The organism is Mesorhizobium sp. WSM4308 (assembly GCF_002294905.1).
Classification (GTDB): domain Bacteria; phylum Pseudomonadota; class Alphaproteobacteria; order Rhizobiales; family Rhizobiaceae; genus Mesorhizobium.
The window spans coordinates 540,917-565,823 of the sequence record NZ_NSFW01000002.1 but is presented as its reverse complement, the minus strand read 5'-3'; the positions used below and the strand labels follow the sequence as shown (position 1 = coordinate 565,823).

Genomic DNA, 24,907 nt, shown 5'->3' with positions numbered 1-24,907 from the left:
ATCTGCTCGCCGGGAGCGCCGAAAGGTATCGGATCGTTTTGGAGCCGCTTATGTACCGCGCCGTCACGCGCAACATCGAAGTGCAGGTCAGGCCGTTCTACCTCGAGGACCGCTCCGATCCTTCCGAGAACCGCTATGTCTGGGGTTATCAGATAACGATCGACAACCAGTCGGACGAATTCGTGCAGCTTCTGTCGCGTTATTGGCACATCACCGACGGTGCCGGCCGGGTCGAGGAAGTGCGTGGCCCGGGCGTCGTCGGCGACCAGCCCGAACTCAATCCCGGCGACAGCTATCAATACACGTCCGGCTGCCCGCTCTCGACGCCATCAGGCATCATGGTCGGGCACTACACGATGCGCAACAAGCGCGGCGAGACTTTCGACATCGCCATCCCGGCATTTTCGCTGGATCTGCCGGGGACCAGGCGTACGGTGAATTAGTGTCCTTCTCCCCGTTTTACGAGGAGAAGGCCTGGCTTTATTGCGCGGCAAATTCCGCCGGATCGAAGTCGTACTGTGTCGAGCAGAATTCGCAGGCGACGTGGATGCCGCCATCCTCGGTGCTGTCCTTGATCTCCTGCGCGGAGAAGCCCTCGAGGATGCCGCGGATCTTGTCGCGCGAGCATGAGCACTGGTCGGCGACGGGAACGCCGCCGAAAACCCGCACGCCATGCTCGTGGAACAGGCGATAGAGCAGCCGTTCGGTACCGATCGTCGGATCGATCAGCTCAGTCGGCTCGATGGTGCCGAGCAGCGCCAGCAATTCCTGCCAGGAATTGTCGGTGGGATCATGGATCTCCTCGCGCGGATCGCCATCGCCGCCGTGCAGGTCCGGAACGCGCATGCGATCGGACGCCTGCGGCAGGAACTGCGCCAGGATACCGCCGGCGCGCCATTGTTCGCGCGCGCCGCCGACGCCGGGCGTCAACAGCTTGGCCACGGACAGCCTGATATCCGTCGGGATCTGCTCCGACTGGCGGAAATAGGTGCGCGCCGCGTCTTCCAGCGTTTCGCCGTCGAGCTGGACGATACCCTGATAGCGCTGCGTATGGGCGCCCTGGTCGATGGTCAGTGCCAGCACGCCGCCGCCGAGCAGTGTCTGCTGGGACGTTTCGCCTGCGGCGACCAGTGCCTCGAGGCGATCGGCATCGAAGCGCGCATAGGCACGCAGCGCCGACGGCGTGGTGAAATCCGCCACCAGCATGTCGACCGGCCCATCGGTGCGGGTCTGCAGGATGAACTTGCCCTCGAATTTGAGCGAGGTGCCGAGCAGCACCGTCAGCACACAGGCTTCCGCCAGAAGGCGGGCGACCGGCTCGGGATAATCGTGGCGGCTGAGAATGGCGTCGAGCATCGGCCCGAGTTGCACGGTACGGCCGCGTACGTCGAGCGGGCCGACCTCGAACGGCACTACATGGTCGTCGCCGGCATAGCCGAACTCGCCGAGTTTGGGGTGATGTTCAGTCACTTGATGCGTTTCCAACATGACAAAGCTCCAGGGCGCGGCCATGCCGCCCCCTTGGGGTGCATGCGTCCAAACGCGCTTGATTTGCGTGATGCGGCGCAGATAGGCATCGCGCCCCCGCAGATCAAGCGTCCGGACCTTTCAAACCCCAAGCCACTTCAAGCCCCAAGATACTTCATGCCCCAAGACACCAGGCAAGCACCGCCTTCTGAGCGTGGAGCCGGTTCTCGGCTTCGTCGAAGACCACCGAATGGGGTCCGTCGATGACCTCGTCGGTGACTTCCTCGCCGCGATGCGCCGGCAGGCAGTGCATGAACAGCGCGTCCGGCTTGGCATGCGCCATCAGCTTGGCATTGACCTGGTAGGGCGAGAAGACGTTGTGGCCGCGGGCGCGATGCTCCTGACCCATCGACACCCAGCAATCGGTGACGACGCAGTCGGCCTGGTCGACGGCTTCCTCGGGCGAACGGGTGAAGTGCAGCTTGCCGCCATGCGCCTTGGACCAGTCGATATGCTTCTGCGCCGGCTCGCTGCCTTCGGGCACGGCGACGTTGAGGTTGAAGCGGAACCGTGCCGAGGCCTCGAGCAGCGAATGCAGCACATTGTTGCCGTCGCCGGTCCAGGCGATGGTCTTGCCGGCCACCGGACCGCGATGCTCCTCGAAAGTCATGATGTCTGCCATCAGCTGGCAAGGATGGGTGTCATCCGTCAGCCCGTTGATCACCGGAACCGTGGCGTTCTCGGTCAGCTCCAGCAACCGTTCATGCGAGGTGGTGCGGATCATGATCGCGTCGACATAGCGCGACAGAACCTTGGCGGTGTCGGCGATGGTTTCGGAGCGGCCAAGCTGCATTTCGGTGCCGGTCAGCATGATGGTCTCGCCGCCGAGCTGGCGCATGCCGACATCGAAGGAGACGCGCGTGCGCGTCGACGGCTTGTCGAAGATCATCGCCAGCACCTTGCCTTCGAGCGGCCGGGTCCGCTCGCCGGCCTTGAGGCGCGCCTTTCGCACCACCGCGTCGTCCAGCATGAAGCGCAGGTCGCCTTCGGAAACGGTGGAAAGATCGGTGAAATGGCGAACTGACATCGGCAATTTTCCGGAATTACTTCGCGGCGGCCACGGCGATGGCATCCGCCAGGCCTTTGGCACCGGCGCGGATGCGGTTGAGCGCTTCGTGGATCTCGGCGTCGGTGACGGTGAGCGGCGGCAGCAGGCGAATGACGTTGTCGCCGGCCGGAACCGCCAGCAAATGCTGGTCGCGCAGCGCCATGTTCACTTTGGTGTTGGGCATGGCGCATTTGAGGCCAAGCATGAGGCCGGTGCCCCGGATGTCTTCGATGACATCGGGAAACTCGTCGGCGATCGCCGCCAGGCCCTGCTTGATCAGCAATGCCTTGCGCTGGACGTCTTCGAGGAAGCCCTCTTCCAGCACCACGTCGAGCACGGCGTTGCCGACCGCCATGGCCAACGGATTGCCGCCGAATGTGGTGCCGTGCACGCCAGCCGTCATGCCGACAGCTGCTTCGTCGGTTGCAAGGCAAGCGCCCATCGGGAAGCCGCCGCCAATGCCTTTGGCGATCGCCATGATGTCGGGCGCAACACCTGACCATTCATGCGCGAACAGCTTTCCGGTGCGGCCGATGCCGCACTGGACCTCGTCATAGATCAACAACAGGCCGTGCTGGTCGCAAAGCTGCCGCAGTCGCTTCAGGGACTGCGTCGGGACCGGGCGGATGCCGCCCTCGCCCTGCACCGGTTCGATCAGGATCGCGGCGGTTTCCGGCGTAATCGCCTTCTCGGCGGCATCGATGTCGTCGAAGCCGACCTGGTCGAAGCCTTCGACCTTGGGGCCGAAGCCTTCGAGGTATTTGTACTGGCCGCCGGCCGCGATGGTCGCCAGCGTGCGGCCATGGAAGGCGCCTTCGAAGGTGATGACGCGGAAGCGCTCGGGATGCCCCTTGACGAAATGGTAGCGCCGCGCCGTCTTGATCGCGCATTCCAGCGCCTCGGCGCCGGAATTGGTGAAGAACACCTTGTCGGCGAATGTGGCATCGGCCAGGCGCTCGCCAAGCCGGCTCTGCCCGGGAATCTCGTAGAGATTGGAGACGTGCCATAGCTTTGCCGCCTGCTCGGTCAGCGCAGCGACCAGATGCGGATGGCCATGGCCGAGCGAATTGACCGCGATGCCGCCGGCGAAATCGAGATATCGCTCGCCCTTGTCGGTAACCAGCCAAGTGCCTTCCCCGTGGTCGAAAGCCAGGGGAGCGCGAGCAAAGGTCTCGTAAAGCGCCGAACCGCTCATTATATGCGTCTCCGGTACCGGAAAATCAAAAAAGCCGCCAAAGCGGCGGCCTTGTGCGGCTTATCGTGTTTTTCGGCCATGAAGTCAACGAAAAGGTCGCGTAGTGGCACGCGGCAAGCCCCCTGACGAGACGCCGGCTCATAAGCGACCGGCAAGTTGGGGAAAACCGAAAAAACCGATTCGTGTTGCACTTGGGACTCTTGTCACCGAGTCTGCGCATAAGGTAATTGTAGTCGAGAAATAACTAGATTTCGTGCGGCGGACCTAATCACCAGATATATGTGGTGTCTGCCCCAGCAGTGGTGCTGGGTCGGGAAAGGATTCTGATTGCCGCACGCTTAGCAGGAGCGCGGTCTCATGAACTGGACTGACGAGCGGGTCGAACTTCTCAGAAAATTGTGGTCGGAGGGTCTGAGCGCAAGCCAGATTGCTGCCCAGCTTGGAGGGGTGAGCCGAAATGCCGTCATCGGCAAGGTGCACCGTCTGAAGCTGTCGGGCCGCGGCCGCGCAACGGCGACGCCGGCACGCCAGAAGAAGACGACACAGGGCTCGACCGTTCAGAAATCGGTGGCGCGCGCCGCGAGCACGGCTCGCCACGTCACGACATCGATCGGCGCGACCGCCCTTCAGACGCAATTCGACGCCGAGCCGGTGGCGCGGCACTATATCCGCCCAGTCGAGAATGTCGTGGTACCGATCTCACGGCATCTGCAACTCGTCGAGCTGACCGAGCGCACCTGCAAATGGCCGAACGGCGATCCGCTATCGGAGGACTTCAACTTCTGCGGCAACGAGGCCGCCGAAACCGGTCCTTATTGCAAGTACCACGCCCGCGTGGCCTTCCAGCCAGCGGCGGAGCGGCGGCGGAGTCGGTGAGTAGTGAGTAGTGAGTAGTGAAATGGGGCGCGTGGAGCACTGTTCACTCCTCACTAATTTCTACTGACTTCCTTTCACAGCCACCCATTCTTGCGAAACCGCCAGTAGAGAAACGCGCAGATCGCCGCGATGGTGGCCAGCACGATGGGGTAGCCATATTCCATCTTCAGTTCCGGCATGTCGGTGAAGTTCATGCCGTAAATGCCGGCGAACGCCGTCGGCACCGCCAATATGGCCGCCCATGAGGCGAGTTTCTTGGAAATCGCCGTTTCCTGACTCTGACCGACCAGCAGGCTCGCCTCGAAGGCGAAGGCCAGCACCTCGCGCAGGCTGTCGATCTTTTCCTGGACGGTGCGGATGTGATCCGTCACGTCGCGAAAGAGCGGGTGCATGGCTGAATGGATCTGCGGCAGGTCGGCGCTGGTCAGGCGGCGGCAGACCTCCACCAGCGGAAGCGCCGCATTGCGCAGGCGCAGCAGATCGCGGCGCAGCATGTAGAGCCGCTCGATATCGGGGCCGGTCATCGGCTTCAAAAGCACCCGGTCCTCGATCACCTCGACCTCGTCCTCGATCTGTTCGAGCACCGGCATGTAGTTGTCGACGATGAAATCGAGAATGGCGTAGAGAACGAAATCCTCGCCCTTGGCCAGCGAATGCGGGCAGCTTTCCCAGTGCTGGCGCACGGCGGCGTAGGAGGTCGACGGGCCGTGCCTGACGCTGACGATGTAGCCCGAGCCGACGAATAGATGCGTCTCGCCGAAAGTCACCCGTCCTTCGATCAATTGCGCGGTGCGGGCGACGATGAACAGCGCATCGCCATATTGCTCGATCTTCGGCCGCTGGTGCGGATGCTCTGCATCCTCGATCGCCAGCTCATGCAGATGGAACTGGGCCTGGACGCGCAACAGAAGCTCGCGATCCGGTTCGAGCAGCCCGATCCAGACGACATGTCCCGATTTCTTGGCCCATTCGCCGGCTTCCTCGATCGGAATGTCCGCGATGCGCCGCCCGGCCATGTAGACACTGGAGGCGATGATGCCTGATGTCGGCGCCGCGGGCTTGAACTCTCGGACATATTCCATCGCAGCCTCCTGAAAGCAGGACCCTTATCAAGGCCTGAGAAGCTTAACGCCGGGATAGTTTAGCGCAATATGATCTGGCGTTCGAGAGGATGAACGTTCATTTCGCCGGAAGCGGCGCCGAAAGGCTGATCTTGTCCGTCTTGTCGCCTTTCGGCCGCTCGGCCGGCATCTGGTCGCCGGTGACAATGTAATAGATGGTCTCGGCGATGTTGGTGGCATGATCGCCGATGCGCTCGATGTTCTTGGCGCAGAACAGAAGATGCGTGCAGGGCGTGATGTTGCGAGGATCTTCCATCATGTAGGTCAGCAATTCGCGAAACAGCGACGTGTACATGGCATCGATCTGATCGTCACGGTCGCGCACGAAGCCGATCTTGTCGACCGAGCGCGATGCGTAGACGTCGAGAACTTCCTTGAGCTGGGTCAGCGCCAGATTGGCCAGGGCCTCCAGACCGCGAAACAGGCTGGTCGGCTGGCGGCCGTCGGTGACGGCGACCACCCGCTTGGCGACGTTCTTGCCGAGGTCGCCGACGCGTTCGAGGTCGGCCGAAATGCGGATGGCGCCGACGATCTCGCGCAGGTCGGTCGCCATCGGCTGGCGCTTGGCGATGATGATGATCGCCTTGTCGTCGATCTCGCGCTGCCCCTCATCCAGCACTGCATCGTCGTTAATGACCTTCTGGGCCAGCCCAGGATCGGCATTGACGAGAGCGGCGACCGCCTGCTCGACCATGCGCTCGGCATGGCCGCCCATCGCCGCGATGCGCTTCGACAGATATTTCAGCTCCTCGTCAAAGGCGCTCATTATGTGCACGGACTGCATGGATGAAATGCCTTCCCACGGGTTCTTGAGTCGTTTCCTCGAATCCCCGCTGATACGCTAGCCGGATGACAGAAAAAAGAAACGCTTCCAGGGGAAACTAGGGCACTATCAGTGCGTCGGCAAATGAACCGAGAAGGCGGCGCCCTTACCGACCTCGGATTTGATCGTCAGCCTGGCATTGTGGCGCGTCAGGATGTGCTTGACGATAGACAGGCCAAGGCCGGTGCCTTTCTGGGTCCGGCTGGTCTCGACATCGATGCGATAGAAGCGCTCGGTGATGCGCGGAATGTGCTCCTCGGGAATGCCGGGACCGAAATCCCGGATGGTGACGTCGATGCCGGGTTCGGAACCGTCATCGGCGCCCGCGATCGAGACCACGACACGGCCGCCGGACTGGCCGTATTTGCAGGCGTTTTCCAGCAAGTTCTCGAAAACCTGGAACAGCTCGTCGCGATCGCCCGGCACATTGAGTGCTCCCTTGGCGAAATCACGCTCGATGACGACGCTATTTTCGCGGGCAAGCGGGGCCAGTGAATCGATGACGCTGTCGACGGTCTGGCGCAGGTCGACCTCGGTTCCGGGCTTCAGATAGGGCTTCATCTCCAGCCGGGACAATGACAGCAGGTCATCGATCAGACGCGCCATGCGGCCGGTCTGGTTCTGCATGATCTGCAGGAACTGCTCGCGCGCCGCCGGATCGTTGCGGGCCGGTCCGCGCAGCGTTTCGATGAAACCGGCGATCGAGGCGAGCGGGGTGCGCAATTCGTGGCTGGCATTGGCGATGAAATCGGCGCGCATGCGGTCGATCCTGCGCGTTTCGCTCTGGTCCTTGAACACCAGCACATACAGGTCGGTGCCGTGCCCGACCGAGGACGCGCTGACCCGGTAGGCCCGTTCGACCGGGAGCTTTTCGGTATAGTCGACCACATCGGAGGCGATCGTGCCCGACAGCACGCTGTCGAGCAGCGTCTGCATTTCCGGCGCCCGGAATTTCAGCGGTAGCGACAGGCCCGGTGCGATGCCGCCGAAAGCGGCAAAGGCCGCGGCGTTGGCATGGACGATGGTGGCGGAGCGGTCGAAAATGATCAGCGGATCGGCGACGGCGGCCGCAAGATATTCGCCTGACAGGCGTTGCAGGCCGATCGCCTCGATCGCGGCGGCATTCTCGCCGGACTGGCGCAGGCCTGCGGCTGGCAGCATCGCAGCGACAAGCAACAGGAGCAGCGCCGGCACCAGCACGTAGGCGGAAATATTGGCAAAGGCAAAAGCTGTCAGAACCGCGACGACACCGGCCGCAAGCAGCCAGCGGCTGTTCCACAGCCGGATGGCCATGGCTTGCGCCACACTTGCCTGCTCTGCGCTTTGCTCAGCCATCCGCGCATCCTATAGCCCTCTCGGGCGCTGTCCGGCCGTATGGCAACTTCCTGCTAGACCGGCATGGAGGCTCCCAATAGCATGAGTCCGTAAGCTGGAAAGGGTTCGTCTCGATGAAAAAGGCCAAGGAAAATCCCGCAACAGCGACGTCAAGTCCGCTGAAGATCAGGATCGGAGGCAAGGAGCGGGAGTTCGACATCGAGAATCCCGAGCTCCCGGACTGGGTCGAGGACAACAAGCTGACCGCGGGCGGCTACCCCTACGACAAGAAGATGAAAAGCGACGACTATGACGAGACGCTCGAGAAATTGCAGATCGAGCTGGTGAAGGCGCAGGCTTGGCTGCAGGCGACCGGGAAGCGGGTGATGGCGCTGTTCGAGGGCCGCGACGCCGCCGGCAAGGGCGGCACGATCTTCGTGGTGCACCAGTATCTCAACCCGCGCACGGCGCGCAACGTGGCGCTGACCAAGCCAACCCCCACCGAACTGGGACAATGGTACTACCAGCGTTATGTCGATCATTTCCCGACGGCAGGCGAATTCGTCACCTTCGACCGTTCCTGGTACAACCGCGCCGGCGTCGAGCCGGTGATGGGCTTCTGCACGCCCGAGCAGCACGAGAAGTTTCTCGACGAGACGCCGCATTTCGAACGAATGATCGTCAACGACGACATCCATTTCTTCAAATTCTGGCTGAACATCGGCCGGGAAACGCAGCTCGAGCGTTTTCACGATCGCCGCTACAGCCCGCTGAAGAGCTGGAAGTTCTCGCCGATCGATGTCGCCGGCATCACGAAATGGGACGATTACACCAAGGCGCGCGACACCATGTTCGAGCGCACCCACAAGGCATTCGCGCCATGGATCATCGTGCGGGCCAATGACAAGCGCCGCGCGCGGTTGGCGGTGATGCGGCGCATCCTGTTGTCGGTACCCTATGAGGGGCGCGATCTCGATATCATCGGCAAGGAAGACAAGAAGATCATCGGCGAAGGGCCGTCATTCCTCGGCAAGGAAGGCTAGGCCTTCCCGCGCCGCGCGGCCACCTGGCAGCGCGGCGCGTGGCTCTTGACGCGGTTGCTCAGGCCGCGAGCCGGGCGATCCGCTGCAGGCGCCGCAGCGTGGCGTCGTCCTGCAACGCCTGCTGGAACAGCGATATCTCCTGGTCGATGCGGTCGCACAGCGCGCCGGTGTTGCCCTTGAGCAGGCCGCGGGTCTGCAGCAGGGCGGCAACCGGCTTCTTGGCGAGCTGCCGGGCGCGGCCAAGTGTCGCCTCCTCCACGCCGTCATGCACGATTTCGGCGACGAGGCCGAGTGCCCTGGCGTCCTCGGCGTGAAGCGTGTCGCCGAGACAGAAGAAGCGGAAGGCGCCGGCATAGCCGAGCTTCTGCGGCGCCAGGATGCTGGTCGCCGCATCCGGCACAAGGCCGAAATCGACGAACGGCACGCGGAACGTGCTTTCATTCGAGGCGATCACCATGTCGCAGTGGAACAGGATGGTGCAGCCGACACCGACGGCATCGCCGTCGACGCAGGCGAGGATGGGCTTGGGGAATGTCGCCAGCGTGCGGAACATGTCGGTAACGGCGGCGATCAGCTTCTGGTGCTTGGTGGCGTCGAGGAATTCGGAAAAGTCGCCGCCGAGGCAGAAGCAGCCTGCCAGGCCACGCAGCACGACGACACGGACCTCGTCATTGTCGGCGGCTTCATGGAACGTCCTGGCAAGGCTTTCATAGGCCCTTCTGTCGAGCACCGGCCGGCCGTCATTCGACGACACGGAGACGATCAGCGTGTGGTTGCGCAGTTCCGGCTGCGGGTGCGGGTTCATGGCGGTCTCCAACCTCATGACGCCCTCCTTTGGCCGAACATGTCGGGATATCCCCGGGCCAGGACGGGAGCGTGGTGGTTGCGGCGCGAACGCACAACGTCCAGCGTGTGCTCATTGAAGGAGAGCAGGGTCGCCACGACCTGCTGATTGCCATAGGTGCGCTGATAGCCCAACGGCGTCGCCAGGAAATGCAGCTGCAGGGCGCGCAGCACCCACATCGGCTCGAACTCGATGATCACCTTGTCGACACCGCGCTTCAGCCCCCACTCGACGAAGCCGGCGATCAATTCGGTTCCGACGGTCGAGACGCCGCGACGACCATCGCGAAAGCCGGGAGCCACCGCATAGCGGGTCAATTCCCAGATGTTGGGGCCCGATGGTGGCGTTCCTTCGGAAAGGTCTGCCAAGACCTCGGTCAGCAGATGGGGCCGCGTGGTCGGCAACATCCGTTGATAGCCCGCGACTTCATTGCCTCTGATGACGATCTGATGCACCGCCTCGTCATGGTCGAACTGGTCGACCTCGAATCCGTCCGGCCGCCGCAGGTCCTCCCACCCCATCTCCTCGACAAATATCTGGTAGCGCAGACGATGGACGGCCTCCCAAAGGTCGGGACGTTCCATCAATTCCTGAGTTGTAAGACAAAAAAGCATGCCGTCGTCTCCTGGGTTTAAGAGGAAGATACGGCCGTGCCTCAACGAGAAAATTGCGTGATCACGTAGGCAAGAAATTCCAGGTCGGCACGGCCGACCTAACTAATGTAGCCGCGCCTTATCGCTTCGGCGACGGCCTGGACCCGGTTGACGGCACCGAGTTTGCTTTTGGCGTTAAGAAGATGTTTCTCCGACGTGTGTTCGGAGATGCCGAGGATTTGCGAAATCTCCCATTCCGACTTGCCGACGGCGGCCCATTGCAGGCATTCGCGCTCGCGCGGGGTCAGTTCTATGTGGTCGATGGTCTTGGTCGCCATGGTGTGGATTTGCATGGCGCGGCCAACGGCATAGGTCGAGACCAGCGACACAAGGCCGAACTCGGCCGCCGACAGCTGCACGGCCTCGCCACCCAGCGACACCATGACGATCTGGCCATCGAGCGTGATCAGCGGGAAGGCCAGCCCGTCGCGCAGCTTGAAGGCGCCGGCATCGCCCATCACCTCATCGCTGCTCTTGTCGAAGCTAATGCCCTGGGCGGCTTCGCGCCACTGGAACGGCGCCTGCAGCTGCTTCATGTGGCTGACCACCGGATCGTGATCGACATAGTTGCGCGCCACGTAGCGCTCCAGCCATTCGACAGGCCAGTCGCAAAGCAGCACATGCTGCTTTTGCTGCCCTGTCGGTGTGCCTGGCTGCGGAACGGTTCCCGCCATCAGCGCGGTCAGGCCGAAATCCGAGGTTATGCCCAAAAGTTTCTCGCAGACCGCCGCCGCCGTTCCGGCGTGCTGCAGTTGGTCTATGTATTCCAGCGTGCGATCGAATTGACCCATCGCAACATAACCCCATGTTGCCTCATGCATTGAGATCAATGGTCCATGCGTTGTCTGCATTTGGCCACCGACCACGGATTGCAACACGCACATTCTCGGTTGTGGTTCTCGACCCGGGTCCCCCAACCAGGGCAGCCACCGCTGTTTGCAAACGTGCTAAAGCATAGCCTGAAATTGGCGCGTTGAAATCAAAAACCATTGTGCCTGTACCATTTTCGTACCAAAACCGGTGCTAATCGAGGGCGCGGAGTTCTATCGTGGCGTTCCAATGGAGGTTCCTGGTCCTGGCGTCGCTGCTGATCGCGGCACTGCCATCGGCTCCTGCGGCGCGCGCGGCCGAACCGCAGGTACCGGTATTGTGGGACGCCAAGGAGCGGTTGCCGAAGCCCGACCTCTTGGCACTACCACGGCTGCGATTCCTGACGACCACGGATTTTCCGCCTTTCAATTTCCTCGATGGCGCGGGAAAGCTGTCCGGTTTCCACATCGACCTGGCGCGCGCCATCTGCGCCGAACTCGGCATTGCCGACAAATGCCAGATCCAGGCATTGCCCTGGGGCGAGCTTGAAGGGGCCCTCGAGAAAGGCGAAGGCGAAGCAATCATCGCCGGCATCGCCGCGACGCCGCAATCGCGCCAGACATACGCCTTCTCGCGCTCCTATCTGCAGTTTCCGGCGCGCTTCATCACGCCGAAGAACAAGGCACTTGCCGAACCGGTCTTCGACAAGCTGCGCAGCAAGCGCGTCGGCGTTCTCGCCGGCTCGGCGCATGAGCGCATGCTGCGCGACTATTTCAGCACGGTCCAAATCGTCTCCTTCGACGGACCGGAAGCCCTCTACAGCGATCTCAAGGCGGGCAAGATCGATGCCGCCTTCGGTGACGGCATGCGTTTCGCCTTCTGGCTGGGCGGCTCGGATGCTGCCCGGTGCTGCCGTTTTGCCGGCGGTCCCTATCTGGCGCCCGAATATCTGGGCACGGGCATGGCTATCGCCACACGGGCGGACAATCCGGCGCTGGCCGCAGCGATCGATTACGCGCTGCAGGAGATCTCGATGAAAGGCACCTTCGCCGAATTCTACCTGCGCTATTTCCCGGTCAGTTTTTTCTGATTCAGAGCACGGCCCAGGGTTGTTGAGATTCAGGTCAGGGTGCGCAGCCGCGCCTTGGCCGCGCGGCCGATGGCGGCGACGGTCAGCGTGTCGAGATCGAGCTTGCGGCGGATCAACTGCAGCACCCGGACTTCCTCCATGCGCATTTCGAGATCGACGGCGGCCACTTCGAAGGCGGCGGCGTAGGCGGTGTCGCGCAGGCGCTCCGGCAGGGCGTCGGCAATTTGGGCCAGGACACCCTCGAGGCCATCCTTTTCCTGCAGCAGCTTCTGGCAAGCCTGGGCGACGGGAACCAGGCGGTCCTGCTTGAAATCCTCGAACACCGGCCATGAGCGGACAACGTCGCCGATCCGGGCCAGTTCGACATCGGTCATGTCGCGGTCGGAGGCCGAGGTGATGACCATCAGGTAGATCAGGGCTTCATGCGGGGTCGGCGACGGCATTCTTTACTCCTTGAACGGGTTTCGAAGGTAGGAACGGGGGTCGAAGGTCGCAAGGAAAAAGCGCCCCACGCGTTGACGCTCCGGCCATGCGCGCCTAGAGGACCGTTGAAAATCGACACTGCGACCATACCGGCGAATGATCTGGCCGGCGAACAATTTGGAAAACGCGACCATGGCGGGATCAAACACAATCGATCTCAACCCCGAACTGCTGGCGGCAGCGGCCGAGAGCAAGGCATGGCCGTTCGAGGAAGCCAAAAAGATCATCGAGCGCTACAAAGGCAGCGACTTCCCCGAGACGATCCTGTTCGAGACCGGCTATGGCCCGTCGGGCCTGCCGCACATCGGCACGTTCGGCGAGGTGGCGCGCACCTCGATGGTGCGCCATGCATTCCGCGTGCTGACACAGGACAAGGTCGCCACCAAGCTGCTGTGCTTCTCCGACGACATGGACGGGATGCGCAAGATACCCGACAACGTGCCGGATCGCGCGGCACTCGAGCCGCATCTGCACAAGCCGCTGTCTTCGGTCCCCAATCCGTTCGGCGGCGACTATGCGAGCTTCGCCGACCACAACAATGCGATGCTCTGCCGCTTCCTCGACACGTTCGGCTTCGACTACGAATTCGCCAGCGCGACGCAGTACTACAAGTCAGGCCGTTTCGACGCCATGCTGCTGCGCGCCGCCGAGCGCTACGACAAGATCATGGCGGTGATGCTGCCGACGCTCGGGTCGGAACGGCAGGCGACCTACAGCCCGTTCCTGCCGATTTCTCCTAAGAGCGGCCGTGTGCTTTACGTGCCGATGAAGCATGTCGACGCCAAGGCCGGCACCATCACCTTCGACGATGAAGGCACCGAGACCACGCTTTCGATCACCGGCGGCCGGGTGAAGCTGCAGTGGAAGCCGGATTTCGGCATGCGCTGGGCAGCGCTCGGCGTCGATTTCGAAATGTTCGGCAAGGACCATCAGACCAACGCGGTGGTCTATGACCGCATCTGCAACATCCTGGGCGGGCGCGCGCCGGAGCATTTCGTCTACGAGCTGTTCCTCGACGAAAACGGCCAGAAGATCTCGAAGTCGAAGGGCAACGGCCTGACCATCGACGAGTGGCTGACCTATGCGCCGACCGAAAGTCTCGGGCTCTACATGTACCAGCGGCCGCGGCAGGCCAAGAAGCTCTATTTCGACGTCATTCCGAGGGCGGTGGATGAGTATTACACCTTCCTGGGCGCCTACCCCAGGCAGGACTGGAAGGAGCGGCTGGGCAATCCGGTCTGGCACATGCATGACGGCAATCCGCCTGATATCGACATGCCGGTGCCGTTCTCGCTGCTGCTCAACCTGGTCAGCGCCTCCAATGCGCAGAACAAGGACGTGCTGTGGGGCTTCATCTCGCGCCATACGCAAGGCGTGACGCCAAAGACGCATCCCGATCTCGACCAGCTGGTCGGCCACGCCATCCGCTATTTCGACGATTTCGTGCGGCCGACGAAGACCTTCCGTGCGGCCGACGAGGTCGAACGCGAGGCGCTCGAGGCCCTGGACGCGGCACTTGGTGCATTGCCGGCGGATGCCGGCGGCGAAGCGATTCAGAACGCTTCGCTCAATGTGGCGCGCAAGATCGAACGCTATCAGGATCATTCCAAGCAGAGCCCGGAGGGCGGCCCGGGCGTTTCGGGCGCCTTCTTCCAGATGATCTACCAGGTGCTCATCGGCCAGGAGCGCGGTCCGCGCTTCGGCTCGTTCGCCGCGCTCTACGGCGTCGCCGAGACCCGCGCGCTCATTCAGCAGGCGCTGGCTGGTCAGCTGGCTTGAGGGCGCCGTCGACCTCTTCCAGGATCGAGCCCGGCGCCTGAGGCGCCGGGGCTGGCGCGGGCGGAACCGCTGACATGCCGGCCAGGTTCGGCGCCGACCCGAAAATGCCCTTCTTCGCGCTTTGCGCCTTTTCACCGGCCGCGACATAGGGTCCGCCCTTGGCGGCACGCGCCCAGCCATTGTCGACCAGCCATTGGCCGACGTCCTGCTTGCCGATCCGGCACTCCGCCGCGATGCGGTCGCGGCCGCCTTCGGGCGGCACCGTGCAGACCACGGCGCGGCCGCGCAGGAAAGCGCGGAACGCCGTGCGCGCACGAATGCCGCACGGCCAGGACTTGCCGTCGGTGGTGCAGGTCTCGTCCTGCCCGACGGCATGGATGCCGGAGATCGCGACCGAATAGCCTTTCGCCTCGATCAGGCCGGCGGCGGTCGCGACCGGCTGGAACAGCTTGGTGCCATTCCAGTCATCGGGCATCTTCGGCTTGGGCGGCATGGCCAGCGCCAGCTTGCTCAGCGGCTGGCGCGGCTCGACCCGCTCGAGTTCCCCAACGCGCAGTTCCGGCGGCGCGACGACGTCCGGATCGATCGTCCGCGAATGCACCGCCGCCTTTGGCGGTGGCGGAACGGCCGGCGCGGGAATGGCTGAGGTGGCCGGCTCGTCAGACCCGGCATCGGTGCCGGCCTGAGAGATCGTGTCCGCGCCGGGATCGATCTGATCCACCGCGACGGTGCCTTGGCTTCCTTTCAGCGTGCGGCCGCCGGCGACGACCAGGGCCGCCATCACCGGGATCATCAGAACCGCCACAATGAGATGAGGTACCCGCACCAGCCCGACCTACTGGCTTGCCCAGACAATCCGCGCCACCCATTCGACCTCGCGCATGGGAATGTCGCGGTCGGGATGATCGGGATTGAGTGAGACCAGCGCGATCGACTTGACGGTCTGGCGCTCGAGCACCTTGGCCATCACCTCGCCCGATATGGTCTTGACGACGACGCGATCGCCCTTGCGGGTGATGGCTCCCGGCTCGACGATGAGGACGTCGCCATTGCGATAGAGCGGCAGCATGGAATCGCCCTGCACCTGCAGCGCATAGGAGCTTTCGGTCGATTGCGCCGGCAGTTCGACCAAATCCCAGCCCTGCCCGGCCGGAAACCCGGCATCGTCGAAGAAGCCACCGGCACCGGCCTGGGCAAAGCCGAGCAGCGGCACGGAGCGCCTGTAGGCGGGCGCAGCGCCTATGCGGCCTTCGATCAGCCCGGTGAATTCGTCGAGCGAGGCACCCGTCGCCTCGATGATCTTGGCCAGTGATTCGGTCGAGGGCCAGCGCGGCCGGCCATCCGAGGACAGGCGCTTCGACTTGTTGAAGGCGGTCGAATCGAGGCCTGCGCGCCTCGCCAGACCTGACGCCGAAAGCGAATAGCGCTCGGCAAGAGCATCGATGGCAGCCCAGACACGCTCATGCGAGAGCAATCTCGCTCTCCTCGAAACAGGAAAAAATGCCTCTTCCTGTCTAGCGCGCATTCGCCGCCATGTCCACCGGGCGCAAGTAGTGTCTTAGTTTGCGGAGCGGCAATGGCGAGAGGCGCGCGCCTAGCGCTTCCAGCGGCTTTCCGCCTCCTTCTTCGCGATCTCGGCGCGCCGTTCTGGCGCATATTCTCGGCGCGCTTCTTGCCACCCTTCGAATCAAGCTCTTTGGCGGCGGCGCTCTTGCCGTCGACCTGCAGATCGTCAGCTTCCTCGCCGGTAGCAATGCGCATGGTGCGGACGGCATTGCCGATCACATCGGCAGGGCGCTTTTGACCTTTCGGTCCGGTTGGTATCTTCTACTGACCAACCACCGACGCCGCTGGCCGTCCCGACGTGATAGGATCGGCGTGACGTAGAACGATCCTCCACACGCCATCCTCCCGCCGGAAAATAGTGGTGGTCCGAAGCGCAATCGGCGCCAGTTTATCGGCGCCGCCAACCTTGGATCGGACCCGCTCGATCTCCATGATATAGCCCAAGTCTGCCGTCGCGTACTCGGCAATTCGCTCAAAGCCGATGACCTCGCCATCCCGGTAGTTGGTGGCAGCTCGATCCATGGTCTCAGCAGCCTTTGTCCATCCCCTGGCCGGTGGACCGAACGGGTTCGCGATTATCACGTCATCGCGTCGCGAATACAGGCTTTTCAGGGGCTCAGGATCGCCCTTAACAAAAGCACCCACAGCCAAATGATCCTGTTCGATGACATTCGTGAGGTCGGAGGACAACATTCCAGTGCCCATCAAATTTGGCTTTCCCAAACAAAATCATACCGCATCGGAAGGGCAAGAGCGAGAGCAGCGCGTAAAGGCCGCCGGATTTCAAACTGAGACACTACCCGGGCGCAGCTGGCGGATCGCTAACAAAACTGCGTGCTGCCACGCCCAGACGGCGCGCCCTTGGCCGCGCGAAGAGCGCGGTTTCAGCGGTCGATGGTCGGAGATCAGCCTATCCGGGCGCAGGCCCTGATGGGAGGTTATGAACATCCGCTCGGCCACGGCTGCGTGCCGTGGCCATCATGCGCAAAATGAACGTGCTATGGCGTCCCTTGTGTGTCGGCCAGCCTTTGTGTTTCGGCCGGCGTCAGGCGGCCTGTTTCACGTCGCCCTTGGCGTAGGGATCGAAGCGCTGGTAGAAAGTGTCGCCCTTTTCGGCCATGTCGAGGAGCAGCTTGGGCGCCTTGAACTCGGCGCCGTATTTCTTCTGAAGTCCCTTGGCGATCTTGACGAATTCCTTGGCGCCGATGCCGTCGATATAGGACAGCGCGCCGCCAGTGTAGGGCGCGAAGCCGAAGGCCAGGATCGAGCCCACATCGGCCTCGCGCGGATCGGTGACGATGCCTTCCTCCATCACCCGCGCCGCTTCCAGCGCGATGGTGACCAACAGCCGTTGCTGCAGTTCCTCGTAATCGACCTTCTCGGGCGCGAGCTGCGGATAGAGGTCCCTCAGTCCCGGCCACAGCTTCTTCTTGGCCGGCTTGGCGGGATAATCGTAGAAACCCTTGCCGTTCTTGCGGCCGAAGCGGCCTTGGTCGTCGACCATGGTGTTGATCAGCGCCATCTGCTTGGGGTCGACGGCCTTGTCACCGAGATCCCTGATGGTCTGCTTCATGATCTTCTGGGCAAGGTCGATCGCCGTCTCGTCGGTCAGCGCCAAGGGACCGACCGGCATGCCGGCGGCCTTCGCCGCATTCTCGATCATCGGCGCGGGAACGCCCTCGATCAGCATCTTGTAGGCTTCCGACATGTAGCGCAGCACGCAGCGGTTGACGTAGAAGCCGCGCGTGTCGTTGACGACGATCGGTGTCTTCTTGATGGCTCGGACAAAGTCGATCGCGGTGGCGAGCGCCTTGTCGCCGGTCTTCTTGCCCAAAATGATCTCGACCAGCATCATCTTGTCGACCGGCGAGAAGAAGTGGATGCCGACAAAATTCTTCGGCCGAGCCGAATTCTTCGCCAGCGAGGTGATCGGAATGGTCGAGGTGTTCGACGCGAAGATCGCGGACGACTTAAGCACGGCTTCCGCCTGTTCTGTGGCGGCCTTCTTGACGGCCGAATCCTCGAACACCGCCTCGACCACGAGGTCGCAGCCGGCAAGATCGGCATAATCGGCTGTCGGCGTGATCAGCGACAGGAGCTTGTCCTTCTCCTCCGGCTTGGCGCGGCCCTTCCTGACCTGATCCGAGACCAGGCTGTCCGAATGCGCCTTGCCCTTTTCGGCCGACTCCATGTCGCGGTCGAGCAGCACCACCGGAATGCCGGCCTTGGCCGTGACATAGGCGATACCGGCGCCCATGAAGCCGGCGCCGAGAATGCCGATCTTCTTGAACTTGGTTTCCGGCACGCCGTCCGGGCGGCGGGCGCCCTTGTTCAGTTCCTGCAGTGACACGAACAGCGAGCGGATCATCGCCGCCGCTTCCCTCGTCTGCATGATCTCGGTGAAATAGCGCTGTTCGATTCTCAGAGCGGTGTCGAACGGCACCAGCAGGCCTTCATAGACGCATTTCAGGATGGCGGCGGCGGCCGGATAATTGCCATAGGTCTCGCGACGAAGGATGGCGATGGCCGGCGGCCACAGATTGAAGCCGGCCGGCGTATAGATCTGACCGCCGGGCAGCTTGAAGCCCTTCTCGTCCCAGGGCTGGACGGCTTTCAGTCCGTTCCTGATCATGGCCTTTGCAGTCTCGACCAGCTTGGCCGGCTCGGCGATCTCGTGGATCAGGCCCATGGCCTTCGCCTTCTGCGGCGACAGATTCTGGCCGGAGGTCAGCATCTGCAGCGCCTGCTGCTGATCGGTCAGCCGCGGCACGCGCTGGGTGCCGCCGGCGCCGGGGAAGATGCCGACCTTGACTTCCGGCAGGGCCATCTTGACCTTGTCTGAATCGGCGGCGACGCGACCGTGGCAGGCCAGCGACAATTCGAAGGCGCCGCCCATGCAGGTGCCGTTGATCGCCGATACCCAGGGCTTGCCCGATGTTTCGAGCTTGCGCCACAGACCGCTCATGCGACCGGCATTGTCGAACAGCAGCTTTGCCGCCTTCTCCGGGTCCTTGGTCTTTTCCCTGGCGAACACGGCAAGCATCTTCTGCAGCATGGTCAGATCAGCGCCGCCGGAGAAGCTGTCCTTGCCCGAGGTGATCACCGCACCCTTGATGCCGGCGTCGGCCACCACCTGGTCGATGATCTTGTCGAGTTCGCCCATCACCTCCTCGGTGAACACGTTCATCGAGCGATCCGGCATGTTCCAGGTGACGAGCACAATGCCGTCAGCGTCGGTATCGAGGGTGAAATTGATGTAGCTCATTGTTTCTCTCCCCGTCAGACGCGTTCGATGATCGTTGCGGTGCCCATGCCGGCGCCGATGCACAGCGTCACCAGCGCGGTGTTCAGATCGCGGCGCTCGAGTTCGTCCAGCACCGTGCCGAAGATCATCGCGCCGGTGGCGCCGAGCGGATGGCCCATGGCGATGGCGCCGCCATTGACGTTGATCTTGTCGTGCGGGATCTCGAAAGCCTGCATGTAGCGCAGCACCACCGAGGCGAAGGCCTCGTTGAGCTCGAACAGGTCGATGTCCGACAGCTTCATCTTGGCGCGCTTCAGGAGCTTCTCGGTGACATCGACCGGGCCGGTGAGCATCAGCACCGGCTCGGAGCCGATATTGGCGAAGGTGCGGATGCGCGCGCGGGGCTTGAGGCCCATCGCCTTGCCGGCCTTCTTCGAGCCGAGCAGCACGGCCGCCGCGCCGTCGACGATACCGGACGAGTTGCCGGCGTGGTGGACGTGGTTGACCTCTTCCACCTCGGGGTGCTTCTGCACCGCGACCGCATCGAAGCCGCCCATTTCGCCGGGCATGACGAAGGATGGGTTGAGCGATGCCAGCGACTGCATGTCGGTCGAAGGCCGCATGTGCTCGTCATGGTCGAGGATGGTCAGGCCGTTCTGGTCCTTGATCGGAATGACCGAATTCTTGAAGCGGCCGTCAGACCAGGACTTGGCGGCCCGCTTCTGGCTTTCGACCGCATAGGCGTCGACGTCGTCACGGGAGAAACCGTATTTGGTGGCGATCAGGTCGGCCGAGATGCCTTGCGGCACGAACCAGCCGGGCAGGCCGACCGAAGGATCCATGAACCAGGCGCCGCCAGAGGCACCCATGCCGACGCGCGACATGGATTCGACACCACCGGCGATGACGATCTCGTCGGCGCCCTGCGCGATCTTGGCGGCGCCGAAATTGATGGCGTCGAGACCCGAGGCGCAGAAGCGCGAGATCTGCATGCCAGGCGCCTTGGTGTCGTAGCCGGCCTCGAAGGCGGCGGCGCGCGGAATGACCGAGCCGGCCTCGCCGACCGGATCGACGCAGCCGAAGATGATGTCGTCGACGGTGCCGGTGTCCAGCCCGTTGCGGTCGCGCAGCGCTTCCAGCGTCTTGGCGGCAAGCCGCACCGCCGGCACTTCGTGCAGCGATCCATCCTTCTTACCCTTGCCGCGCGGCGTGCGCACGGCGTCATAGACGTAAGCTTCGGCCATTTTCGTGCTCCTTGGGTTTGCCGGTCGCCGCTCTCAGAGCGAGCGGCCGATCAGCAATTTCATGATCTCGTTGGTGCCGCCGTAGATGCGCTGGACGCGAGCGTCGCGGAACATGCGGGCGATCGGATATTCATTCATGTAGCCATAGCCGCCGTGCAGTTGAAGGCATTCGTCGACGACTTTTCCCTGCAGGTCGCTCAGCCAGTACTTGGCCATCGAGGCCGTCACGGGATCGAGGCCGCCATTGATGTGGCGGGTGACGCAGTCATTGTAGAAGACGCGGCCGATCGTCGCCTCGGTCTTGAGCTCGGCCAGCTTGAACTGGGTGTTCTGGAAATCGATGATCGCCTTGCCGAAGGCCTTGCGTTCCTTGACATAGTCGATGGTCAACGCCAGCGCCCGCTCGATCATGGCAATGGCGCCTGTGCCGATCTGCAGCCGCTCCTGCGGCAATTGCTGCATCAGCTGGATGAAGCCCTGCCCTTCTTCGTGGCCGAGCAAATTGGAGGTCGGGACGCGCACGTCGTTGAAGAACAGTTCCGACGTGTCGTTGGCCTTCAGGCCGATCTTGTCGAGGTTGCGGCCGCGCTCAAAACCTTCGACCTCGTCGGTCTCGACGACAATCAGCGAGGTGCCCTTGGCACCCTTTTCCGGATCGGTCTTGGTGACGACGATGATGAAGTTGGCCAGCTGGCCGTTGGTGATGAAGGTCTTGGAACCATTGATCCTGTACTGGTTGCCGTCCTTCTCGGCCCGCGTCTTGACGCCTTGCAGGTCGGAGCCGGCGCCCGGTTCGGTCATGGCGATGGCGCCGATCAGCTCGCCGGTGGCGAGCTTCGGCAGCCACTTCTTCTTCTGCTCCTCGGAACCGTAGTGGAGGATGTAAGGGGCGACGATCGAATTGTGCAGGCCGATGCCAAAACCATCGACGCCGACATGGCCGATCGCCTCGATGATGGCGCTCTCATGGGCGAAGGTGCCGCCGGAACCGCCATATTCCTCCGGCATCGAGGCGCAGAGCAGGCCGGCGGCGCCGGCCTTGCGCCAGCTCTCGCGGTCGACCATCTCGTTCTTCTCGAACTCGTCGTAGCGCGGCGCGATCTCCTCCGACATGAAGCGGGTTGCCATGTCGTAGAGCATGCCGACCTCGTCCGCCGCCCAGGCGGGCTTGGGAAGGCCAAGTATTTCGGCGGGGCTGGTCATGTGGATATGGTACTCCTCCCAGAGCGCATCGTCAGTGTTGAGGCCGGCGCACGTCACGCTGGCCTCAACCGCCCTCCCCCGAGGGAGAGGGCAACCATCTTTAGAACGCTTCCGCAGGCAGGGCCATCAGCGTGTCAGCGCCGCTCGAAATACGGGCGAGATGCGCCGACGTCTCCGGCATGATCCGCTCCATGAAGAAGCGCGCCGTCACCACCTTGTTGTCGTAGAAGGACTGGGTGCCGTTGGCGCCGGTCTTGCCCTGAGCTGCCTTGGCCATCTGCGCCCACATGTAGCCCAGAGCAACAAGGCCGAAGAGGTGCATATAGTCGGTCGAGGCCGCGCCGGCATTGTCGGGCTTGGCCATGCCGTTCTGCACCAGCCACATGGTCGCCGCCTGCAGGTCGTTCAGGCCCTTCTTCAACCCCTTGGTGAAGGGCGCCATCTTCTCGTCGGCGCGGTTCTCCTCGCAGAATTCGCCGACCTCCTTGAAGAAGGCCTGGATGGCGCGGCCGCCATTGAGGCCGAGCTTGCGGCCGACGAGGTCGAGCGCCTGGATGCCGTTGGCGCCTTCATAGATCATGGCGATGCGGGCATCGCGCACGAACTGGCTCATGCCGTGCTCTTCGATATAGCCGTGACCGCCGAACACCTGCTGCGCCATGACGGCGTGGTCGAAGCCCTTGTCGGTGAGCACGCCCTTGACCACCGGCGTCATCAGGCCGGTGTAGTCGTCCGCCGCCTGGCGGTCCTTGTCGTCGGCGGAGCGATGCGCGACGTCGGACTTGATCGCCGTCCACAGCGCCAGCGCACGGCCGGCCTCGTTGAAGGCCTTCATGGTCATCAGCGAGCGGCGGATGTCGGGATGGACTATGATCGGGTCGGCCTTCTTGTCCGGCGCCTTGGCGCCTGAGAGCGAACGGCCCTGCAAGCGGTCCTTGGCGTAGGCAACGGCGTTCTGGTAGGCGATCTCCGACAGCGAAAGCCCTTGCAGGCCGACGCCGAGGCGGGCCTCGTTCATCATCGTGAACATCGCCTTGAGGCCGCCATTCTCCTCACCGAGCAGCGTGCCTTCGGCCTCGTCATAGTTCATGACGCAAGTCGAATTGCCGTGGATGCCCATCTTCTCCTCGATCGAGCCACAGGAGAGCGTGTTGCGTTCGCCCGGATTGCCCGCAGCATCGAGCTTGAGCTTCGGCACGATGAACAGCGAGATACCCTTGACGCCTTCCGGCGCGCCTTCGATGCGGGCCAGCACCAGATGGACGATGTTGTCCGACATGTCGTGCTCGCCGGCTGAAATGAAAATCTTTTGGCCCGAGATCTTGTAGGTACCGTCGCCGTTCGGCACCGCCTTGGTGCGCAGCAGGCCGAGATCGGTGCCGCAATGCGGTTCGGTCAGGTTCATGGTGCCGGTCCAGGAGCCCTCGACCATCTTCGGCAGCCATTTGGCCTTCTGCTCGTCGGTGCCGTGGGTGATGATCGCCGCGATGGCGCCCTGGGTCAGGCCCGGATACATCATCAGCGACATGTTGGCCGAGACCATGTATTCGGCGACGGCGGTGTGCACGGCATAGGGCAGGCCCTGGCCGCCAAACTCGACCGGCGCCGCCAGCCCCATCCAGCCGCCTTCGCGATACTGGCCGAAGGCCTCCTTGAAGCCTTTGGGCGTGGTCACCGAGCCGTCGTCGTGACGCACGCAGCCTTCCATGTCGCCGACGCGGTTGAGCGGATGCATGACGTTTTCGGCGAGCTTGGCACCTTCGGCCAGGATCGCTTCCAGCACGTCTGGCGTCGCGTCGGCAAATCCGGGAAGGTTCGAATAGCGCTGATAGCCCAGCACCTCGTTGAGTACGAACAGCGTATCCTGGACCGGCGCCCTGTATGTCGGCATGCTTTTTCTCCACCCTGCGGACCTGGTCCGAAAGCCCCCGAATTAATGTCAGGGCAGCATGCAGACCCGTGTTGAAGCCGGGATAGCAAAAATTGACGTTTGCGTAAACGTCAATTTTTTGATGCGACAAGATTTCCCGACCACCCAGCTTGGGGAAGCTAGAGTGTTTCACCGTTTCACGGAAACGGCGAAACGCTCTATCTCATTGTTTTAACGCAAGTCCGGACGGAAAACCGCTCACACTTTTCCTGGAATTGCTCTAGCGGCGCGACGTCAAGCAGGCCAGCGCCGAAGGAACCAGTCAGGCGGATGCAGGCAACGAAAAAGCCGCGCGGCAGAGCCAACGCGGCTTTGATGGTCGAGACTCCGACGAAGTCGGAACCGGTAGATTGCTTCAGCTCGCGACGCTTGCATGTGGAGCCGTGCGTTCGGCCAACATCTGGCGCACCGCGGACATCGAGCCGGAGAGCTCGTTGATGGCGTCATCGATCAGCGCCCGCTGCTTCTGCAGGCGGGCGAGCTGCTTCTCCGACTTGTCCAGCGCCAGCCGCAGCTGCTTGGTGTTGGAACCGGTCGGATCGTAGAGATCCATCATCTGCTTGACGTCGCGCAGCGAGAACCCGACCTTGCGGCCGAGCAGGATCAGCTTCAGGCGGGCCTTGTCGCGGCGCGTGTAGAGACGGGTGGAGCCGTCGCGCTGCGGGTTGAGCAGGCCCTTGTCTTCGTAGAAACGCAGCGTGCGCAGCGTCACGCCGTATTTCTTGGCCATTTCGCCGATGCGGGCGAGGTCCTCGCCGGCTTCGACAGATACATTATTGGTATTGGCCGCGGTCTCGCCGGCCGAGATAAGCTTCATGGTCACTGGCTTTCCCCGTCTGGTGGCGTCGCGGTCCTGGACCATGCGTCGCCTGACTGGAAGCGGGGGCGTGCTTCCAGTCGTGGTTTCGACAAACAAAATCGCAAACAGCACACTCAAATGCGCCTTTTACGTTTACGTCAATTCTATACCGATAGCCGCCTCATGACGCAAGGGGCGTTCTGTGAAGGTGCTTTATGCCGCACCGTGGCAGCGAGAGCGAACTTCCTTCCAACTTCTTAAGCTTGGTTAACGCGTTGTTTACCACGTTGGGGGAAATGTGGGCGCGTCGGCTAC

Annotated in this window: 23 protein-coding genes; 5 read left to right on the top strand and 18 right to left on the bottom strand. The window is 62.8% G+C overall.

Annotation, left to right across the window (positions count from 1 at the left end; all coding sequences use genetic code 11):
- Window positions 1–50: 50 nt before the first annotated feature.
- A complete protein-coding gene (apaG, locus tag CK227_RS05515; RefSeq protein ID WP_010913396.1) occupies window positions 51–443 on the top strand; it encodes a Co2+/Mg2+ efflux protein ApaG in 393 nt (130 codons plus the stop codon).
- 37 nt (window positions 444–480) lie between these two features.
- On the opposite strand, the gene CK227_RS05510 is transcribed toward apaG, so the two are convergent.
- The 3 genes from CK227_RS05510 to CK227_RS05500 form a co-directional block, all read right to left on the bottom strand.
- The gene (locus tag CK227_RS05510) at window positions 481–1,512 is read right to left on the bottom strand and encodes an Hsp33 family molecular chaperone (RefSeq protein WP_095771890.1); all 1,032 of its coding nucleotides are present in this window, start codon (window positions 1,510–1,512) and stop codon (window positions 481–483) included.
- A gap of 130 nt (window positions 1,513–1,642) precedes the next feature.
- Window positions 1,643–2,554 (bottom strand): ornithine carbamoyltransferase, encoded by a 912-nt coding sequence (gene argF / locus CK227_RS05505; protein ID WP_095198318.1) that lies wholly within the window; start codon window positions 2,552–2,554, stop codon window positions 1,643–1,645.
- Window positions 2,555–2,570: 16 nt separating this feature from the next.
- A complete protein-coding gene (locus CK227_RS05500) occupies window positions 2,571–3,770 on the bottom strand; it encodes an aspartate aminotransferase family protein (RefSeq protein ID WP_095771889.1) in 1,200 nt (399 codons plus the stop codon).
- A gap of 357 nt (window positions 3,771–4,127) precedes the next feature.
- On the opposite strand from CK227_RS05500, the gene CK227_RS05495 reads away from it, so the two are divergent.
- The gene (locus CK227_RS05495) at window positions 4,128–4,646 is read left to right on the top strand and encodes a GcrA family cell cycle regulator (protein WP_095771888.1); all 519 of its coding nucleotides are present in this window, start codon (window positions 4,128–4,130) and stop codon (window positions 4,644–4,646) included.
- A gap of 74 nt (window positions 4,647–4,720) precedes the next feature.
- Here CK227_RS05495 and CK227_RS05490 read toward each other — a convergent pair whose 3' ends face one another.
- The 3 genes from CK227_RS05490 to CK227_RS05480 form a co-directional block, all read right to left on the bottom strand.
- Window positions 4,721–5,728 (bottom strand): magnesium and cobalt transport protein CorA, encoded by a 1,008-nt coding sequence (locus CK227_RS05490; protein WP_095771887.1) that lies wholly within the window; start codon window positions 5,726–5,728, stop codon window positions 4,721–4,723.
- 97 nt (window positions 5,729–5,825) lie between these two features.
- Window positions 5,826–6,551, bottom strand: a complete 726-nt coding sequence (gene phoU, locus CK227_RS05485; RefSeq protein ID WP_095771886.1) for a phosphate signaling complex protein PhoU — start codon at window positions 6,549–6,551, stop codon at window positions 5,826–5,828.
- Between the two features lie 108 nt (window positions 6,552–6,659).
- The gene (locus CK227_RS05480) at window positions 6,660–7,925 is read right to left on the bottom strand and encodes an ATP-binding protein (RefSeq protein ID WP_095771885.1); all 1,266 of its coding nucleotides are present in this window, start codon (window positions 7,923–7,925) and stop codon (window positions 6,660–6,662) included.
- A 113-nt stretch (window positions 7,926–8,038) separates the two neighbouring features.
- Between CK227_RS05480 and ppk2 the strand changes: the two genes are divergently transcribed.
- Window positions 8,039–8,947 carry a polyphosphate kinase 2 gene (ppk2, locus tag CK227_RS05475; RefSeq protein WP_095771884.1) on the top strand — a complete coding sequence of 303 codons (909 nt, stop codon included), beginning with the start codon at window positions 8,039–8,041 and terminating at the stop codon, window positions 8,945–8,947.
- A 58-nt stretch (window positions 8,948–9,005) separates the two neighbouring features.
- On the opposite strand, the gene CK227_RS05470 is transcribed toward ppk2, so the two are convergent.
- The 3 genes from CK227_RS05470 to CK227_RS05460 all read right to left on the bottom strand — a co-directional run bounded on the left by CK227_RS05470 (window position 9,006) and on the right by CK227_RS05460 (window position 11,235).
- The gene (locus tag CK227_RS05470) at window positions 9,006–9,770 is read right to left on the bottom strand and encodes an enoyl-CoA hydratase-related protein (protein ID WP_245318076.1); all 765 of its coding nucleotides are present in this window, start codon (window positions 9,768–9,770) and stop codon (window positions 9,006–9,008) included.
- Entirely contained in the window at window positions 9,767–10,405 is a 639-nt protein-coding gene (locus tag CK227_RS05465) for an acyl-homoserine-lactone synthase (RefSeq protein WP_095771883.1), read from the bottom strand. Before CK227_RS05465 ends, CK227_RS05470 begins: the two co-directional genes overlap by 4 nt.
- A 98-nt stretch (window positions 10,406–10,503) precedes the next feature.
- Window positions 10,504–11,235, bottom strand: a complete 732-nt coding sequence (locus CK227_RS05460) for a LuxR family transcriptional regulator (RefSeq protein WP_095771882.1) — start codon at window positions 11,233–11,235, stop codon at window positions 10,504–10,506.
- Between the two features lie 257 nt (window positions 11,236–11,492).
- Between CK227_RS05460 and CK227_RS05455 the strand changes: the two genes are divergently transcribed.
- On the top strand, window positions 11,493–12,344 hold the full coding sequence (locus CK227_RS05455; protein WP_095771881.1) for a transporter substrate-binding domain-containing protein: 852 nt from the start codon (window positions 11,493–11,495) through the stop codon (window positions 12,342–12,344).
- Window positions 12,345–12,373: 29 nt separating this feature from the next.
- On the opposite strand, the gene CK227_RS05450 is transcribed toward CK227_RS05455, so the two are convergent.
- Window positions 12,374–12,787 carry a tellurite resistance TerB family protein gene (locus CK227_RS05450; RefSeq protein WP_095771880.1) on the bottom strand — a complete coding sequence of 138 codons (414 nt, stop codon included), beginning with the start codon at window positions 12,785–12,787 and terminating at the stop codon, window positions 12,374–12,376.
- Between the two features lie 172 nt (window positions 12,788–12,959).
- On the opposite strand from CK227_RS05450, the gene CK227_RS05445 reads away from it, so the two are divergent.
- On the top strand, window positions 12,960–14,606 hold the full coding sequence (locus CK227_RS05445; RefSeq protein WP_095771973.1) for a lysine--tRNA ligase: 1,647 nt from the start codon (window positions 12,960–12,962) through the stop codon (window positions 14,604–14,606).
- Here CK227_RS05445 and CK227_RS05440 read toward each other — a convergent pair.
- From CK227_RS05440 to CK227_RS05400, 8 genes are all read right to left on the bottom strand, one after another.
- Entirely contained in the window at window positions 14,572–15,432 is an 861-nt protein-coding gene (locus CK227_RS05440; RefSeq protein WP_348628960.1) for a thermonuclease family protein, read from the bottom strand. The two genes, CK227_RS05445 and CK227_RS05440, sit on opposite strands and share 35 nt — an antisense overlap.
- Before the next feature lie 9 nt (window positions 15,433–15,441).
- On the bottom strand, window positions 15,442–16,080 hold the full coding sequence (locus tag CK227_RS05435) for a helix-turn-helix transcriptional regulator (protein WP_095771878.1): 639 nt from the start codon (window positions 16,078–16,080) through the stop codon (window positions 15,442–15,444).
- Between the two features lie 353 nt (window positions 16,081–16,433).
- Window positions 16,434–16,877 carry a nuclear transport factor 2 family protein gene (locus CK227_RS05425; protein WP_095771877.1) on the bottom strand — a complete coding sequence of 148 codons (444 nt, stop codon included), beginning with the start codon at window positions 16,875–16,877 and terminating at the stop codon, window positions 16,434–16,436.
- A 340-nt stretch (window positions 16,878–17,217) separates the two neighbouring features.
- On the bottom strand, window positions 17,218–19,437 hold the full coding sequence (locus CK227_RS05420) for a 3-hydroxyacyl-CoA dehydrogenase NAD-binding domain-containing protein (protein ID WP_095771876.1): 2,220 nt from the start codon (window positions 19,435–19,437) through the stop codon (window positions 17,218–17,220).
- 14 nt (window positions 19,438–19,451) lie between these two features.
- A complete protein-coding gene (locus tag CK227_RS05415) occupies window positions 19,452–20,660 on the bottom strand; it encodes an acetyl-CoA C-acetyltransferase (protein WP_095771875.1) in 1,209 nt (402 codons plus the stop codon).
- Window positions 20,661–20,693: 33 nt separating this feature from the next.
- Window positions 20,694–21,863: an acyl-CoA dehydrogenase family protein gene (locus CK227_RS05410; protein WP_095771874.1), complete on the bottom strand. Its 1,170-nt coding sequence runs from the start codon at window positions 21,861–21,863 to the stop codon at window positions 20,694–20,696.
- A gap of 100 nt (window positions 21,864–21,963) precedes the next feature.
- The gene (locus CK227_RS05405) at window positions 21,964–23,754 is read right to left on the bottom strand and encodes an acyl-CoA dehydrogenase (protein ID WP_095771873.1); all 1,791 of its coding nucleotides are present in this window, start codon (window positions 23,752–23,754) and stop codon (window positions 21,964–21,966) included.
- Between the two features lie 394 nt (window positions 23,755–24,148).
- On the bottom strand, window positions 24,149–24,610 hold the full coding sequence (locus CK227_RS05400; protein ID WP_095771972.1) for a MerR family DNA-binding transcriptional regulator: 462 nt from the start codon (window positions 24,608–24,610) through the stop codon (window positions 24,149–24,151).
- Window positions 24,611–24,907 lie beyond the last annotated feature (297 nt).

Excerpts from the sequence above, each read along its gene's own strand:
- apaG (WP_010913396.1), top strand. The coding sequence starts at position 51 with ATGTACCGCGCCGTCACGCGCAACATCGAAGTGCAGGTCAGGCCGTTC.
- CK227_RS05510 (WP_095771890.1), bottom strand. The coding sequence starts at position 1,512 with ATGGCCGCGCCCTGGAGCTTTGTCATGTTGGAAACGCATCAAGTGACT.
- argF (WP_095198318.1), bottom strand. The coding sequence starts at position 2,554 with ATGTCAGTTCGCCATTTCACCGATCTTTCCACCGTTTCCGAAGGCGAC.
- CK227_RS05500 (WP_095771889.1), bottom strand. The coding sequence starts at position 3,770 with ATGAGCGGTTCGGCGCTTTACGAGACCTTTGCTCGCGCTCCCCTGGCT.
- CK227_RS05495 (WP_095771888.1), top strand. The coding sequence starts at position 4,128 with ATGAACTGGACTGACGAGCGGGTCGAACTTCTCAGAAAATTGTGGTCG.
- CK227_RS05490 (WP_095771887.1), bottom strand. The coding sequence starts at position 5,728 with ATGGAATATGTCCGAGAGTTCAAGCCCGCGGCGCCGACATCAGGCATC.
- phoU (WP_095771886.1), bottom strand. The coding sequence starts at position 6,551 with ATGCAGTCCGTGCACATAATGAGCGCCTTTGACGAGGAGCTGAAATAT.
- CK227_RS05480 (WP_095771885.1), bottom strand. The coding sequence starts at position 7,925 with ATGGCTGAGCAAAGCGCAGAGCAGGCAAGTGTGGCGCAAGCCATGGCC.
- ppk2 (WP_095771884.1), top strand. The coding sequence starts at position 8,039 with ATGAAAAAGGCCAAGGAAAATCCCGCAACAGCGACGTCAAGTCCGCTG.
- CK227_RS05470 (WP_245318076.1), bottom strand. The coding sequence starts at position 9,770 with ATGAGGTTGGAGACCGCCATGAACCCGCACCCGCAGCCGGAACTGCGC.
- CK227_RS05465 (WP_095771883.1), bottom strand. The coding sequence starts at position 10,405 with ATGCTTTTTTGTCTTACAACTCAGGAATTGATGGAACGTCCCGACCTT.
- CK227_RS05460 (WP_095771882.1), bottom strand. The coding sequence starts at position 11,235 with ATGGGTCAATTCGATCGCACGCTGGAATACATAGACCAACTGCAGCAC.
- CK227_RS05450 (WP_095771880.1), bottom strand. The coding sequence starts at position 12,787 with ATGCCGTCGCCGACCCCGCATGAAGCCCTGATCTACCTGATGGTCATC.
- CK227_RS05445 (WP_095771973.1), top strand. The coding sequence starts at position 12,960 with ATGGCGGGATCAAACACAATCGATCTCAACCCCGAACTGCTGGCGGCA.
- CK227_RS05425 (WP_095771877.1), bottom strand. The coding sequence starts at position 16,877 with ATGGGCACTGGAATGTTGTCCTCCGACCTCACGAATGTCATCGAACAG.
- CK227_RS05420 (WP_095771876.1), bottom strand. The coding sequence starts at position 19,437 with ATGAGCTACATCAATTTCACCCTCGATACCGACGCTGACGGCATTGTG.
- CK227_RS05415 (WP_095771875.1), bottom strand. The coding sequence starts at position 20,660 with ATGGCCGAAGCTTACGTCTATGACGCCGTGCGCACGCCGCGCGGCAAG.
- CK227_RS05410 (WP_095771874.1), bottom strand. The coding sequence starts at position 21,863 with ATGACCAGCCCCGCCGAAATACTTGGCCTTCCCAAGCCCGCCTGGGCG.
- CK227_RS05405 (WP_095771873.1), bottom strand. The coding sequence starts at position 23,754 with ATGCCGACATACAGGGCGCCGGTCCAGGATACGCTGTTCGTACTCAAC.
- CK227_RS05400 (WP_095771972.1), bottom strand. The coding sequence starts at position 24,610 with ATGAAGCTTATCTCGGCCGGCGAGACCGCGGCCAATACCAATAATGTA.